This is a genomic window from Brevibacillus nigriterrae (assembly GCF_049846925.1).
In the GTDB taxonomy this organism is placed as follows: domain Bacteria; phylum Bacillota; class Bacilli; order Brevibacillales; family Brevibacillaceae; genus Brevibacillus_H.
On sequence record NZ_JBNCMT010000051.1, the window covers coordinates 12,326 to 27,070 of the forward strand.

At 44.9% G+C, this 14,745-nt stretch carries 13 protein-coding genes and 1 rRNA gene; 12 read left to right on the forward strand and 2 right to left on the reverse strand.

Annotation, left to right across the window (positions count from 1 at the left end):
• The first annotated feature begins 26 nt into the window (after positions 1-26).
• Both tsaD and ACPW7N_RS24950 read left to right on the forward strand, forming a co-directional pair.
• Positions 27-1,073 (forward strand): tRNA (adenosine(37)-N6)-threonylcarbamoyltransferase complex transferase subunit TsaD, encoded by a 1,047-nt coding sequence (gene tsaD, locus ACPW7N_RS24945; protein WP_425654430.1) that lies wholly within the window; start codon positions 27-29, stop codon positions 1,071-1,073.
• A gap of 396 nt (positions 1,074-1,469) precedes the next feature.
• Positions 1,470-3,728 carry a hypothetical protein gene (locus ACPW7N_RS24950; RefSeq protein WP_425654416.1) on the forward strand — a complete coding sequence of 753 codons (2,259 nt, stop codon included), beginning with the start codon at positions 1,470-1,472 and terminating at the stop codon, positions 3,726-3,728.
• Between the two features lie 40 nt (positions 3,729-3,768).
• Here the strand turns inward: ACPW7N_RS24950 and ACPW7N_RS24955 are convergent, their stop codons facing one another.
• On the reverse strand, positions 3,769-5,712 hold the full coding sequence (locus ACPW7N_RS24955) for an ABC transporter ATP-binding protein (RefSeq protein WP_425654417.1): 1,944 nt from the start codon (positions 5,710-5,712) through the stop codon (positions 3,769-3,771).
• Positions 5,713-5,782: 70 nt separating this feature from the next.
• Between ACPW7N_RS24955 and ACPW7N_RS24960 the strand changes: the two genes are divergently transcribed.
• From ACPW7N_RS24960 to ACPW7N_RS24990, 7 genes are all read left to right on the forward strand, one after another.
• On the forward strand, positions 5,783-6,367 hold the full coding sequence (locus ACPW7N_RS24960) for a 5-formyltetrahydrofolate cyclo-ligase (protein WP_425654418.1): 585 nt from the start codon (positions 5,783-5,785) through the stop codon (positions 6,365-6,367).
• Positions 6,368-6,453: 86 nt separating this feature from the next.
• Positions 6,454-6,969 (forward strand): MogA/MoaB family molybdenum cofactor biosynthesis protein, encoded by a 516-nt coding sequence (locus tag ACPW7N_RS24965; RefSeq protein WP_425654419.1) that lies wholly within the window; start codon positions 6,454-6,456, stop codon positions 6,967-6,969.
• A complete protein-coding gene (locus tag ACPW7N_RS24970) occupies positions 6,963-7,961 on the forward strand; it encodes a molybdopterin-binding protein (protein ID WP_425654420.1) in 999 nt (332 codons plus the stop codon). The genes ACPW7N_RS24965 and ACPW7N_RS24970 overlap by 7 nt, the downstream gene beginning before the upstream one ends.
• Positions 7,962-8,004: 43 nt before the next feature.
• Complete coding sequence (locus ACPW7N_RS24975; RefSeq protein WP_425654421.1) at positions 8,005-8,367, forward strand: twin-arginine translocase TatA/TatE family subunit; 363 nt, start codon at positions 8,005-8,007, stop codon at positions 8,365-8,367.
• Between the two features lie 54 nt (positions 8,368-8,421).
• The gene (gene tatC / locus ACPW7N_RS24980) at positions 8,422-9,180 is read left to right on the forward strand and encodes a twin-arginine translocase subunit TatC (RefSeq protein ID WP_425654422.1); all 759 of its coding nucleotides are present in this window, start codon (positions 8,422-8,424) and stop codon (positions 9,178-9,180) included.
• A gap of 59 nt (positions 9,181-9,239) precedes the next feature.
• Entirely contained in the window at positions 9,240-9,896 is a 657-nt protein-coding gene (locus ACPW7N_RS24985; protein WP_425654423.1) for a Bax inhibitor-1/YccA family protein, read from the forward strand.
• A gap of 128 nt (positions 9,897-10,024) precedes the next feature.
• Positions 10,025-10,462 (forward strand): hypothetical protein, encoded by a 438-nt coding sequence (locus tag ACPW7N_RS24990; protein WP_425654425.1) that lies wholly within the window; start codon positions 10,025-10,027, stop codon positions 10,460-10,462.
• 38 nt (positions 10,463-10,500) lie between these two features.
• On the opposite strand, the gene ACPW7N_RS24995 is transcribed toward ACPW7N_RS24990, so the two are convergent.
• Positions 10,501-11,820 (reverse strand): CAP domain-containing protein, encoded by a 1,320-nt coding sequence (locus ACPW7N_RS24995; RefSeq protein WP_425654426.1) that lies wholly within the window; start codon positions 11,818-11,820, stop codon positions 10,501-10,503.
• 466 nt (positions 11,821-12,286) lie between these two features.
• Between ACPW7N_RS24995 and groES the strand changes: the two genes are divergently transcribed.
• From groES to ACPW7N_RS25010, 3 genes are all read left to right on the forward strand, one after another.
• Positions 12,287-12,571 (forward strand): co-chaperone GroES, encoded by a 285-nt coding sequence (gene groES / locus ACPW7N_RS25000; RefSeq protein ID WP_425654427.1) that lies wholly within the window; start codon positions 12,287-12,289, stop codon positions 12,569-12,571.
• A 56-nt stretch (positions 12,572-12,627) separates the two neighbouring features.
• Entirely contained in the window at positions 12,628-14,256 is a 1,629-nt protein-coding gene (gene groL / locus ACPW7N_RS25005; RefSeq protein ID WP_425654428.1) for a chaperonin GroEL, read from the forward strand.
• Positions 14,257-14,674: 418 nt separating this feature from the next.
• Positions 14,675-14,745, forward strand: a 16S ribosomal RNA gene (locus ACPW7N_RS25010); the annotation flags it as partial.

The following is a 14,745-nucleotide window of genomic DNA, read 5'->3' on the forward strand; positions in this document are numbered from 1 at the left end:
CAAGACAATCACGTTATCAACAACGGGTGCAAAAGGCTTATGAAGACCATCAGGCATCAGGCAAGCCCACACTCATTCTCGGAATCGAAACCAGTTGTGATGAGACATCAGCGGCGGTCATTGAGGACGGGAAGAAGATTCTGTCCAATGTTATTGCTTCACAAGCAGATATACATAAACGTTTTGGTGGAGTAGTGCCAGAGGTCGCTTCTCGTCGTCACGTGGAGAATATTACAGCAACAATCGAAGAAGCTTTGCAAGAAGCGGGCAAAACATGGGATGACATTGCGGGAATTGCTGTTACCTATGGTCCAGGCCTGGTAGGCGCACTGCTGGTCGGAGTCGCAGCAGCCAAAGCGATTTCGTTTGCGAGAGGGATTCCACTGGTAGGTGTGCATCACATTGCGGGACACATTTATGCGAACCGTCTTGTAACCGAGATGGAGTTCCCGTTGATCGCCCTTGTTGTCTCTGGCGGTCATACAGAGTTAGTGTATATGAAAGAGCATGGGGTATTCGAGATCCTGGGACAAACAAGAGATGATGCTGCGGGTGAAGCGTATGACAAAGTGGCTCGTGCTCTCCAACTACCTTACCCGGGAGGTCCTCATATTGACCGCTTGGCTCACGAAGGTGAACCGTCGATCTCACTGCCAAGATCATGGCTCGAACCTGGCTCTTACGACTTTAGTTTCAGCGGGTTGAAATCAGCAGTTCTGAACACCCTGCACAATGCAGAACAACGAGGCGAAACAATTGAACCGTCCCATTTGGCTGCCAGCTTCCAGGCTTCTGTTGTAGAGGTGCTTGTAGAGAAGACGATCAGAGCGGCAAAAGAATACAATGCTCGTCAAGTTCTGCTCGCTGGTGGAGTAGCGGCAAACAGGGGATTGCGTGACCAACTGACTGCGAGATGTCAGGCAGAGTCGATCAACCTTGTCATTCCGCCATTTGTGCTTTGTACCGACAACGCGGCAATGATTGCAGCGGCTGGGCATATATTATATGAGAAGGGCAAATTTGCTTCGCTTGATTTGAACGGAGTCCCTGGCCTGTCTATGGTTGAATCGTAAAACTGTACGTGCTCATAAAGAGAAGTCCTATCTACCTTTGGGGTCAGTCCCTAGTATGATAGGTCTTTTTTTGTTAAGAAATAATAAGTTTGGGGTCCCGCCCGACGATGCAAAGGACGTGCGAGTGTCGACGGTGCAACACGGATGTTGCGATTAGTCGACCGCCAGCGATAGCTTGTGTCGGGTGGGTTATCTTATCCACAGTGCCCTTTGAAGGATGGTGTGGATGAACGGGAGATATCCTGTGAATAATGGTGATAACATCACTGAGGGTTTGAAAGGAAAAGATTGTAGCTGTGGAACACCTTGTGGAATGTGTGGATAAGCTTGTGGATTATTAATTTCATTCACTAAATTTTTTTCGATCAAACTTGCAATTATACACAGGAGGAAACTATGTTTCGACTGATCGGGGTAATGGTAGCAAGTATTCTAGGATTATTTCTCTCATCTGATGTTGCAGGCGCCAGTGCGTACAGTAAACTTCAGAGCAATCAGACCGCTCGCCAGGTGCTCGTCATTTTTGTTGATGGGTTATCTTTTTCTGATATGGAGGTACTCCGCACTTACCCACATGTGGATAAATGGCTGTCCAAAGGAAAGTACGGCGCAGTAACGGTTCGACCTGCTGGTGCTCGCACTGATTCGAATGCCTATGTGATGACAGGGAGTGGTGGGCAAGCAGTTTACTCGGAAAGCAGTGGAACAGCCTATCATCCGGAAGAACAAATGGATCAGGGACTGTCAGCAGCAGAGTGGATGAAGCAGATGGATGTGTCCACTGATTCAACTGATACAGAGCAACAGCATTCTGCCATCCTGTTTCCCGGCATCTATCGATTGCAGTACGAGAATCAGGAAAAGCCCTTCATAGCGAATATCGGCTTGTTAGGTTCAACCCTGAGAGAACATGGCATGGCCGTGTCACTGTATGGAAATGCCGACTTACCCGGCAAAAGACAACGACCTGCTGCCCTGTTTGCGATGGACCAGAATGGGAGAATACCGCAGGGTGATATATCCGGCAACACCAATCAGAGGAATCCTATATACCCCTACGGAATGCAAACAAACTACCCCTATCTGGTAAAGCAGCTCTTGTCTCAGCAACAACCGGGCATGCATGTTGTAGAGTTGGCTGATTTATCGAGGCTCTATTCATTGCAAAATCATATGTCGCCGAGTTCCTTTACCATCAGGTATGGACAAATACTGGGGGAGATTGATCGCTTTGTGGGAACGGTTCTAAACGAGCGTCATGCGAATCAAACGGTAATGGTCCTCTCAGTCAATGGGAATGGAGCGGCCCAGAAACAAAAATCGCTATTGACGCCAATTTTGATATGGGACAACGAAGAACAAAGCGGAGTCCTCCACTCATTGACAACAAGACAATCGGGAATTATCAACGGAATCGATATTGCACCAACGATCTTGCAACGATTAGGCGTTCCAGCACCAGCCGAAATGATTGGGCATCCCATAACGACAAGCGTTGCGGGAGGGCTGCAAACGTATGATCATTTCCTGCAAGAGGTAGCAAGGATCGATCATATCTATCAAAATCGTTCATCTATCATGTACATTTACGTGATGCTGCAAATTGTTACGTTAATCCTGGCATCACTACTGTGGATATGGCAACGAAAAGATCGTTCTCGAGCAACTGTCGATTATCGAAGGGCAATCCGATTGTGGTTATTGTCCATGTTATTTTTCCCCGCATTATTTTTAATTGAACCGATCTTGTTATGGTCCGTACCGCCAGTGGTTGTGTTAGGGGTAATCGTTCTGTTGGCATTCGGAAGTGCGTTAATCGTTGAACGGTTTCCTTTTCCGAAACTATTGTTTTGCGTGGCCAGTTTCACTGCAATATGTATCCTGATTGATGGCTTTACTGGTGCCAAGGCGATGAGTCGCTCTTACATGGGGTATGATCCGGTCATTGGAGCAAGGTTTTATGGATTGGGAAATGAATACGAAGGAGTGCTAATCGGAGCAACTGTTTTGTTGGTATCGTCCCTTTATGAGGGATGGAGAGGAAGCAGGCAAGCGATTTGTTTTGCTCTTGCCGCTGGCATATTTGCCGTAGTTTTGTTCTACATGGCATATCCTGCTTTGGGAACAAACGCAGGAGGCTTCCTTGCGGGGACAATCGGATTCGCAATTGCCTTGTTCCGACTGCAGGAGTGGAGGCTAGGCAAAAGAGGCCTCATCGTTGTGGGAGGGTGCATTTGCGCAGGTGTTCTTATGCTGATAGGGCTACATATTTTTACCGAGCAGCCTGTTACCCACGTAGGCAGGATTGCACAGGAAATCGTTAGCGGGAATTGGCAAGAAGTACGCCTGATGGTCGAGCGGAAGCTTGCAATGAATTGGCGATTGATTCGTATTTCTGCCTGGAGTAAGGTGTTTATCGTGTCTCTTTTCATTATCAGTCTGTTGTCATTGCGACCAACACAATTCCTGCGGCGGCTTTCTCAACAATATCCCTTGCTCGCACGGGGATTCACAGGGATTGTTGCAGGTTCTCTGGCAACACTCGTGTTAAATGACTCGGGGATCGTTTCTGCGGCTACATCGATCATCTTTTTTGTCATACCTGTTTTGTATGCGGCATTAACGGATGAAAAAGAGGGAGAGCTTGCTTCATAAGCATTAGCTCCCCCAAAAAAGCGTTTCACCAAGTTGTCAGTTAATCCTCTGTTAGCTCTCCCCACTCTTCAAACAGTCGCTCAAGGTCAGTTCTCGCCTGGCTGATACAGTCGTTGCGGTCTTTAACTTGCTGGTGATCGGTATAAATTTCTGGAAGGCATAGTTCTTCTTCCCAAGTGGCGATCGATGCTTCCAATTGCGAGATTGTCGCCTCAATCTCTTCGATGCGCCGCTGCTTCTGCCGTTCCTTGCGCTTTGCCTCTTTATCCAGCTCGTAATTTGATTTATCAGGTGCTTTCGCAGTGGTTGCCTGATTTTTGCCTTTCTGATTTTGAGACTGAGCTTGCTGTTCAACTGACAGTTCGGCAAGCTCTTGCTTTTTCTCTACAAAGTAATCGTAGTTGCCAAGATAATTGGTCACACCAGTTTCAGACAGCTCTAGCACACGAGTAGCAATCTTATTGAGGAAGTAGCGGTCATGCGATACGAACAGAATGGTACCCGGGTAATCAAATAGCGCATTTTCCAACACTTCTTTGCTGATAATGTCCAAATGGTTGGTTGGCTCATCGAAAATCAGGAAGTTGGCTTCCTTCAGCATCAGCTTGGAAAGAGACACACGGGCACGCTCGCCGCCTGACAGATCGCCGATTTTCTTCTGCACATCATCTCCGCTGAACAGAAAGTTGCCAAGGATCGTTCGGATGTCCTTTTCAGGCATGTGCGGATAATCGTCCCACAGTTCAGCAAGGATCGTCTTGGCTTCGTTCAAGTGGCGCTGTTCCTGATCATAGTATCCAATCGTAACGTTGCTTCCCAGTTGGGTTGTTCCATGTATCGCATCCAGATTGCCGACAATCGTCTTGAGCAGCGTTGATTTCCCGATCCCGTTTGGTCCTACCAAAGCGACACGTTCTTCCCGTTCAATATCAAAGGTAAGCCCACGGGATAGAATCGCATCTGGGTAGCCAACACTTAGATTTCGGGCTTTGAGGACTTCATTTCCACTCATTTTGTTGATCTCAAACGAGAAGTGGGCAGATTTCGTTCCAGCGATAGGTTTGTCCATCCGATCGATTTTTTCCAGTGTTTTGCGACGGCTCTGTGCTCGCTTGGTCGTAGACGCACGGGCGATATTTTTTTGAATGAAATCTTCCAGCTTGGCAATTTCGTCCTGCTGCTTCTCGAACATTTTCATTTCCAATTCGATCCGTGATGCTTTTTGATCAAGGAACTTGCTGTAGTTTCCGATATATCTCGTCGCTTTGGAGCGCTCAATCTCATATACGATCGTCACCAGTTTGTCGAGGAAGTAGCGATCGTGGGAAACGACGAGAATGGCACCTTTGTAATTCAAGAGATAGGTTTCCAACCATGTCAGTGTTTCAATATCAAGATAGTTCGTCGGTTCATCCAGCAACAACAGATCAGGAGCCTGAAGCAGCAGCTTGGCGAGTGCCAGTCTGGTTTTCTGTCCGCCGCTTAAGGTCTTGATCGGTGTCTGGATGTCCATCTCGGCAAAACGGAGTCCGTGCAAGACGCCGCGAATGCTGCCTTCATAGCTATATCCGCCTCGTTCTTTGAATTGTTCCGAACGAAGGGAGTATGCCTCCAGGATTTGCTGATATTTCTTTTCGTTGGAAAGTACAGACGGATCCCCCATTTGCTCTTCCAGACGACGCAAGACACGTTCTTCTTCTCGGAGATGGTCGAAAACGGTGTTTAGCTCATCCCAAATGGAGCGCTCTGATTCAAGACCGCCGTTTTGTGACAGATAGCCAAGGGTAATGTCTTTTGGCTTGCGGATGATTCCCTGGTCATGGCTCAATTCACCAGCCAAAATTTTCATCAAGGTAGACTTCCCGGCGCCATTTACGCCAACGAGTCCGATGCGCTCTCCCGTTTGTACTTGTAATGAAATATCCTGTAAAATGGTTTCAATACCATATGTCTTTGTAATGCTTTCAGCTTGTAACAGTATCATGATTTCACCTCATGGATTTCATAGACTAAGTGTAGCCTAAGTAAATAAGCAGGTACAAGGGGAGAGTAGGTTGTCAATTAAAGCAGAGAAAAAAGAGCTTCGGCAGCAGATCTTGCACAAGCGTGCAGAATTGCCACCAGCCCTCCGTACAGAATTGTCGCTTATGGCGACGAATAACTTGCTTCAACTGGATGTTTTGGCAAGGGCTAGAACAATTTTATTGTTTCAGTCGTTTGGTGATGAAATCAGCACTGCACCGTACCGGGAAGCCGCCTTGAGTCGCAAGCAAGAAATATGGTTACCCCTGACGAATCAAGAGAAAAGGCAAATCATACCCTATGTATATACGGAGGAATCCAATCTGCGTAAGGGACCATATGGCATCATGGAGCCAGACCCTGCCATCTCTGTTCAAGCTGACCGTAATCAGTTGGATGCAATCATCATTCCTGGGGTTGCTTTTGACCGACATGGAGGGCGGTTGGGTTACGGAGGTGGTTACTATGATCGTTTTCTTGCCTCTCTTGACCATAAACCGCTTGTGATTGGATTCTGTTTTTCCTTGCAACTAATAGCTGACGTTCCCAAAGAACCACATGATTTTATGGTAGATTATGTGGTTACTGAAAATGAGTCAATCCCTTTTCTCGAATAAAATTCAACAAATTTACGATTCTGTCATAGATTTGAGCAGATTACTGGTTTGCTTGTAGTATAATGTATGGAAGTGGAGGTATGGCTATGGGAGATTGGAAAATTGGAGTAATTACAGCGAGTGACTCGATCTCACGTGGAGAACGTCCTGACGATCGAATTAATTTATTAAGACAGTTGACACGTGATTGGATGAAATGTGAAGTTGCCGTTTATCGGGTTGTTGCCGATGATATGGAAGAATTAAAGGAAAATATGATTGAACTTGTTGATAGACTGAAATGCGACTTGTTAATTGTTGCAGGCGGTACAGGCTTAAGTCCACGGGATGTTACACCTGAAGTGACTTCCTGGGTGATTGACCGACGTGTGCCAGGCCTCGCTGAAGAAATGAGACGAGCAGGTTTATCTCAATCTCGACGAGCAATGTTGACGAGAGCAGTGGCGGGCACCAGAGGAAATAGCTTGATTATTAATTTACCTGGCAACCCAAAAGGCGTAGAAATATGCTTTAATGCCATCGGAGACATGCTATCGGATGCTTTGCACATTCTTCAGGGAACAGAGAAGGCTAGTGAAGACTGGGGAGGTTATGGATGGTAAAGCCCCAGTTTACAGAAATACCGGTTCAAGAAGCAATTGGAATGGCCTTGCCCCATGATATGACGCAAATTCTGCCTGGCACCTTTAAAGGCAGATTGTTTAAAAAGGGGCATATTATTACCGAGGATGACATCGAGCAACTACTCTCTATTGGAAAAGAACATATTTACATTTTAGACATGCCTGAGGGTTATTTGCACGAAAATGAAGCGGCAGAGAGAATTGCCAAAGCAATTGCCGGAAGCGGACTAGCTTTAAGTGAACCATACGAGGGAAAAGTCAGCCTGAAAACGAAACACAAAGGCCTGGTAAAAATAAATGAACAAGCGATCCATGCCTGTAATGAGATGCTCTCGATCTCGGTCGCAACAATACTTGGCAATCAGGTTGTTGACGAAAACAAATCAATTGCTGTTGCAAGGATTACTCCTTTAATTATTGACGAACAAGCAATCGCTCGTTTGGAAAAGCTTTGTTCCCAATTCGAGGGTCCGATTGTCGATGTTGTGCCTTTGCCAATGCGAAAAGTCGGAGTGGTGACAACAGGAAGCGAAGTGTTTAAAGGACGAATTGACGACAAGTTCGGACCTGTCATTCGCTCAAAAGTAGAAGGTTTGGGATCGGTGGTAGTAAATCAACGGTTTACTCCAGACGATAAAGAAGTAATCAAGCAGGAGATCCAACGATTTTTGGATGAAGGAGTCGATTTGGTACTGGTAACTGGCGGGATGTCTGTTGATCCGGACGACCGCACACCAGGAGCGATTTCCGAGGTGGCTACTGAAGTGATTCGTTACGGTGTACCGATGCTTCCTGGGTCCATGATGATGATCGCTTACGCCGGTGAAGTTCCTCTAGTTGGATTGCCCGGTGCAGTGATGCATGAGCCATACACGTCTTTTGATGTTTTTTTACCAAGATTGCTGGTCGGTGAGAAAATTTCTTCAGCGGATATGACTCGACTGGGATATGGCGGATTAAATCATTGTTAGATTTGACAGCATGTTTTGATAAAAACAGTTTGGAGTGAATAATGTGAGTACAATTGGCGTACCTGGATTAATTCTTATTGTTCTACTTGCTTTGGTGTTGTTTGGACCGAAAAAATTGCCTGAGCTTGGCCGTGCGGTTGGCCACACCTTGAAAGAGTTCAAAAATGCAACTCGCAGCTTGACGAAGGATGATGATGAAGAAGATTCCAAAGAAAGTGCAAAACAGATTCAAACTGCTTCTGCACCTGTACAAGCTTCTACTTCCAACACAACAACGGCTGCGACAACCGTTCAAGAAACAGTTAATCGCGAGCAAATGGAAAAAGAAATTCGTGAACGTATTGAGCGTGAGCGTTTGGAAGCAGAAGTTCGTGAAAAGATCCAAAAAGAGACACAACATTCCTAAGTCAAATCGTCCTGGCTATTTGCCAGGGTTTCTTCGTAAAGTGCAGGTGTTCCGATGAAAAATGAGACAGAAATGACGTTATTCGATCACCTAACTGAGCTGAGGTCGCGCTTGATATGGGTGTTCGCTATTTTTGTGTTGTCGCTTGGTGTAGGACTTTACTTCGCAGGGCCAGTCATAGGACATCTCAAAGAGCAGCCGATTGCGGAAGGGGTTCCTTTAACATCACTTGCTCCGTCAGATGTTCTGGGAGTATACATGCAGTTCGCTTTTGTGATCGGTATGATCGTGACACTGCCTGTTGCACTCTTTCACGTATGGCGATTTGTCAGTCCAGGGCTTCGTCCCAATGAGCGACGAGCTACACTTAGCTTTATTCCCGTTGCGTTTTTTCTCTTTATTTTGGGATTATCGTTCGGGTACTATATTGTATTTCCGATGGTCATGGGGTTCATGGCCCAGATGAATAGCTACATTGGGACGAATCTCATGTATGGAATCGCCCAATACTTCAGCTTTATGTTTAACATGGTGATTCCGTTTGGTTTTTTATTTGAACTTCCGATTGTGGTCATGTTCCTTACTCGGCTGCGAATTTTAAACCCGGTTCGACTGGCTAAAGCTCGCAGATTTGCTTACTTCGGACTGGCTGTAATTGCGATTATGTTGACTCCGCCTGATTTCATTAGTGACGTACTGGTAACCATTCCGCTGCTTGTTTTATATGAAATTAGCGTATGGCTGTCACGAATCGTCTATCGCAAACAAATCAAAGAAGATGAAGAGTGGGAAAAGGTATACACCCAGGAGTAAAATTCTCGCAATTATAGTATAGTAAGTAGTAGGTAATTTTTAGAAAAGGAGGGGACATATTGAACTATCAAACAGACGTTCATTCCTATGAACAGGAAACGAATTTTCCAAAATTGCTTCGCATGTTTGCTATTTCACTTCTCGTATCGGCAATTGGTAGTGCAGTAGGTACAGAATTTGTTCCGCCTGCCCTGATCATCCCGCTGATTGTTGTTGAGTTGTTGCTGTTGGTTGGTGCATTTATCCTTCGTCGTCGTGGCGTTCGGGTAGGTTACGGGTTTACGTTCTCGTTTGTTTTTATAAGTGGAATTACCCTTGGACCGACACTCCAGCATTATGCTGCAACTTCAGGAGCCCTTATCGTTAACGCCGCTTTCTTGCTAACTGCTTTGATCTTTGTGGGGTTGGCAAGCTATGCGTATGTTAGCAAGCGTGATTTTAGTTTTTTGGGTGGCATATTGTTTGCTGGATTAATCGGGTTGATTCTTTTGCAGGTGCTTAACCTGTTTGTTCCGCTAGGCTCATCCATGCAACTGTTGATGGCATCCGCCGGTATTCTGATTTTTAGCGGTTACATCCTGTACGATATTTCGAATTACAAGTACGGCGTTGCCGATGAAGATATTCCGCTTGCGGTTATCTCACTGTATCTCGATTTTATCAATCTCTTCTTGTCGCTTCTTCGACTGCTTGGAATCTTGAGTAGTGATGACTAACAGCAATTGACCCCTTTCCGATATCGGCGGGGGTTTTGTTGTCTTTGAGCCGTATTCCTCTATTGATCGAATGAGCAAGCATGATTATCGGCATACTATGGAAAATTCGTCTTTAGGTGGGATGAACGATGTGGCAAATCTTGTTACTAAGTCTCGTACTGTTTAATGCGAACCCGACCGTGGCTGATTCCATAGAGATTTTTGATACTGATAAAGAGCGCATTGTTTCAACGATAGACAACTCGGAGGCTTTTCAGAAAATGGCTGGAGCATTGATGGAAAGTGTAACAGGGAGTGTTGCTGACTTATCACCTCCATTAGAAAAGTCTCTAATCGTGAAAATTCCCTTGAACCCTGAACAAAGCTTCAAACAACAGAAGTTGCAAATCGATACAACCATAAGAGAATTGTTTGTCGTGATGCCGAAACAGAACAAAAGAAGGCCGTGGTTAATTTTACATACAAAAGAAGATGACACGCTTTTGCTTGAGTTTACAATGGATACGGCTCCGCTCAAAGAACTTATCAACAAGGAATGGCAAATTCAAAGCCCATCTCTTCAATAGAGTGGGCTTTTTTGGTGGTTATGTTGCTGCTGTTTGGTTCATTGTTTTTTTGGTGTTACAAAGTTTTGCGTGTAATAGTTGGAGACTGCCCCTGAGCCGAGCTCGGTAAAGCCCTTCTCTAGTATATTTTTGCGGTGGCCCAAACTGTTCATCCAGTTTTCCACTGCTTCGATCGCATCGGGATATCCGGCTGCAATATTTTCTCCGGCCAGTTGGTATTGCACTCCTGCTTGTTGCAGTCGCTGGAAAGGATTTAGGCCAGTTGTCGCAGAGATGTGGTCGAAGAATTGATTGTTCTCCATATCATCGCTGTGTGACCGGGCAACTTTGGCGGCAGTTTCATTCCATTTGAGCAAGGGTAATTTGTAGCGGAAGCGCATGACGTTTGTAATGTCTAGAATTTGACGTTCATTGGCGATATTCACTAACTCCTGCTGCTTGATGCTAAGAGCAGGGGGATCGAACTGGGGAGCCTTGCCTTGGTATGTCCATTTGGTTTCATAAAAACCACCCTGAATTAATGTGAGTCGATCAAGCAAACGGATGGCAGTAACTTTTTGCTGATTATGCTGATCAAGATAATAAATGACAGGTGTCTCATCAACCATAACAAGTGCTCTCTGTTTCAATTGGTTGGATATTTCGATCTGCGCACCTTGATAGGAGAAGGTGACCAGTTGCTTGGGATTGTGCTTGCGGGTGAGAGACTGGTAGCTTGTCCCGATGCTCACTCGTGCAAAGGCAGCTTTGGGAGCATTGGAGTATAGATCAACAACTTTGCCGTTCAGGATGCCTACCTGCAAATAGGTGTTCCAGTTCTGGTTGTAAATGAACCATTCATAGCCCTGTGCACTTGGTTCTTTTCGAGTGGGTTGTCCTACGGTTGCAATTACTTTTTCTAGCGAATCCCCAAGAGAGAGCCCGAATAAGGAGGGGGTCTCATCAATTTCTTTTGCTGTAGGTGCAGCTTGTGTTGGTTGTGCTGGTGACATGGTTGGAGATGAGGAAGCGATTGTTGGCTGTGTAGTTGGTTGATTTTTGCTAGGCTGAGGAGTTGTTCCCAACCAGACCGTTTGCTGTGATTGATTCCAACGAATCGGCTTGTTTAATGTCGTTCCTACCAGACTGATTGGAACATAAAGCGTGCCTTCGTATTCCAAAGTCGATGGCAGATAGCTCGTCCCGTTGAAATAATAGCCTTTTTGTTCTTTGGAGGTAACTTCTTTGCCATCGAAGTAAATGTTTGTAACATGTGGAATAGCTTTAACAGTAGAATCGGAAAGAACCTTTGTAAACAATAACGTGAGAAGCAGGATCGAGAGACCGACAGCAACAGGGAATAATGATCGACGTATCACTCATATCTCTCCTTTGTATTTGGTGATGGTCTGTACCACTCAGAACCTATGTTGAAATTTATATGACTCATAGAGCAATTAATAGAACCAAAAATTAATAGAGACGATTTTACTATGAAAATACGAAGCAATAGGAGTTTTTTGAATGAATCGGAAAGTATATAATTCAAAGCGATTCTTCTACGATTCATCGGAAAAGCTACCTTAAAAGAAGGATTCGACAACATCTTTGAAGGGGCTTCAATGGAAGCTTTTCTTAAAGGAAGCAGTATAAGTGGTGAAGCTTCCGTCCATAGTAGAGTAGGGAGAAATGATGGTTCAGGTAAAATTGCAAAAAAGTGGTTTAAAATACTTGCAAACCATACAGTGATTCATTATTATAGGAATTGGGTGTTAGCACTCCTTTGACGTGAGTGCTAACAACAATAAACTTATTACTTTTCCATTCTTGAGGAGGGTGTTTTTTGTGTTGAAGCCATTAGGTGACCGTGTGGTAATTGAACCAATCTCTAAAGAAGAAACAACTGCTAGCGGTATCGTACTGCCTGACACTGCTAAGGAGAAACCACAAGAAGGCCGCGTAATTGCTGTCGGTTCCGGTCGTGTTATTGACAACGGCGAGCGTGTCGCTTTGGAAGTGAAAGAAGGAGACAAAGTAATTTTCTCCAAATACGCAGGTACCGAATTAAAAGTAGACAACAAAGAATATCTTGTTCTTCGTGAATCTGATATCTTAGCGATTCTTGGCTAATCCATCTAACATACTTGATCGAAATCAAACACATACCTTAGGAGGTTGAGTTTTTCATGGCAAAACAAATCAAGTTTTCTGAAGATGCTCGCCGCTCCATGCTTCGCGGTGTAGAAGCATTGGCAAACGCTGTTAAAGTAACGCTTGGACCAAAAGGTCGTAACGTTGTATTGGAAAAGAAATTCGGTTCTCCGTTGATCACTAACGACGGTGTGACTATTGCTAAAGAAATCGAATTGGAAGACGCTTATGAAAACATGGGCGCTCAACTGGTTAAAGAAGTTGCTACCAAAACTAACGATGTAGCTGGTGACGGTACTACAACTGCAACTGTTCTTGCTTATGCGATGATTCGTGAAGGTCTGAAAAACGTAACTGCGGGTGCAAACCCAATGGTTATCCGTCGCGGTATGGAAAAAGCAGTTCGCGCTGCTGTTGAAGAAATCAAATCCATCGCAAAACCAGTTGAAAACAAAGCTTCTATCGCTCAAGTAGCTGCTATTTCTGCTGACGATCAAGAAGTAGGTAACCTCATTGCTGAAGCTATGGAAAAAGTAGGCAAAGACGGTGTTATCACTGTTGAGGAATCCAAAGGTTTTGCTACTGAGCTTGAAGTAGTAGAAGGAATGCAATTCGACCGTGGATATGCTTCTCCATACATGATCACTGATACTGACAAGATGGAAGCTGTTCTTAGCAGCCCATTCATCTTGATCACTGACAAGAAAATCTCCAACATCCAGGAAGTTCTTCCTGTACTTGAGCAAGTTGTTCAAAGTGGCAAACCACTCTTGATCATTGCTGAAGATGTTGAGGGCGAAGCACTCGCTACATTAGTAGTGAACAAACTTCGTGGTACGTTCACTGCAGTTGCTGTTAAAGCTCCTGGTTTCGGCGATCGCCGCAAAGCAATGCTTCAAGACATTGCAGCTCTTACAGGTGGAGAAGTTATCACTGAAGAGTTGGGTCTTGATTTGAAATCTACAAAAATCACTCAACTTGGCCGTGCAAGTAAAGTTGTTGTAACCAAAGAAAATACTACAATTGTTGAAGGCGCTGGCGACAAAGCAGAAATCGAAGCTCGTGTTTCCCAAATCCGTCAACAAATCGAAGATACTACTTCTGATTTCGACCGTGAGAAATTGCAAGAGCGTCTTGCAAAACTTGCTGGTGGCGTAGCGGTAATCAAAGTTGGTGCAGCTACTGAAACAGAATTGAAAGAAAGAAAGCTTCGCATCGAAGACGCCCTCAACTCTACTCGTGCAGCAGTTGAAGAAGGTATCGTTGCAGGTGGTGGTACAACTCTTATCAACGCTATCAAAGCGGTTGAAGCAGTTAAAGCTGAAGGTGATGAAGCGGTAGGTGTACAAATCGTTCTTCGTTCCCTTGAAGAGCCAGTTCGTCAAATCGCTGCTAACGCAGGACTTGAAGGATCTGTTATCGTTGAGCGCTTGAAAAAAGAAGCTCCTGGTATTGGTTTCAACGCTGCTACTGAAGAGTGGGTTAACATGCTTGAAGTGGGTATCGTAGATGCGGCGAAAGTTACTCGTTCCGCATTGTCCAACGCTGCTTCTGTAGCTGCTATGTTCCTCACAACTGAAGCAGTTGTAGCAGATAAACCGGAAGAAAACAAAGCTGCTGGAATGCCTGACATGGGCGGAATGGGCGGCATGGGAATGATGTAATCTCATTGGCTCATACGTGTGCCAAGAGGATTATTGAGTTCCGTTTGTATAAAAGAGAGCAGGCGAAAGTCTGCTCTCTTTTGTTTGTTTATTTAAATGCCCCATTTTCCAAAGGGATTGAGTAGTTTACCACTCAATGATTTTACAGAAAAAACCTGTTGTATTCCTTTTGTCGTTTTGTTATGATTACTTTTGTCGTCTTCGGGACGGCATGTTTTATTGACTGCTACAAACTGAAAGATATTTTGTTAAAAAAATACTCTTGATTTTTGGGTGGGCAATGTGATAGAATTATAAGGGTCGGCACTGAAACGTGCTGAGTGAAAAATGCTCTTTGAAAACTGAACAATAAAGCGTTTTATAGTGAATCAAAACACTAGCCAAGTGAATTGTTTTGCAGTTTAGAATCAGCTCAACTTTATTGGAGAGTTTGATCCTGGCTCAGGACGAACGCTGGCGGCGTGCCTAATACATGCAAGTCGAGCGAGG

What these genes read in the sequence shown, in the direction of transcription:
- ACPW7N_RS24950 (WP_425654416.1), top strand. Translation starts at nt 1,470, where the DNA reads ATGTTTCGACTGATCGGGGTAATGGTAGCAAGTATTCTAGGATTATTT.
- ACPW7N_RS24955 (WP_425654417.1), bottom strand. Translation starts at nt 5,712, where the DNA reads ATGATACTGTTACAAGCTGAAAGCATTACAAAGACATATGGTATTGAA.
- ACPW7N_RS24965 (WP_425654419.1), top strand. Translation starts at nt 6,454, where the DNA reads ATGGGAGATTGGAAAATTGGAGTAATTACAGCGAGTGACTCGATCTCA.
- ACPW7N_RS24970 (WP_425654420.1), top strand. Translation starts at nt 6,963, where the DNA reads ATGGTAAAGCCCCAGTTTACAGAAATACCGGTTCAAGAAGCAATTGGA.
- tatC (WP_425654422.1), top strand. Translation starts at nt 8,422, where the DNA reads ATGAAAAATGAGACAGAAATGACGTTATTCGATCACCTAACTGAGCTG.
- ACPW7N_RS24990 (WP_425654425.1), top strand. Translation starts at nt 10,025, where the DNA reads ATGTGGCAAATCTTGTTACTAAGTCTCGTACTGTTTAATGCGAACCCG.
- groL (WP_425654428.1), top strand. Translation starts at nt 12,628, where the DNA reads ATGGCAAAACAAATCAAGTTTTCTGAAGATGCTCGCCGCTCCATGCTT.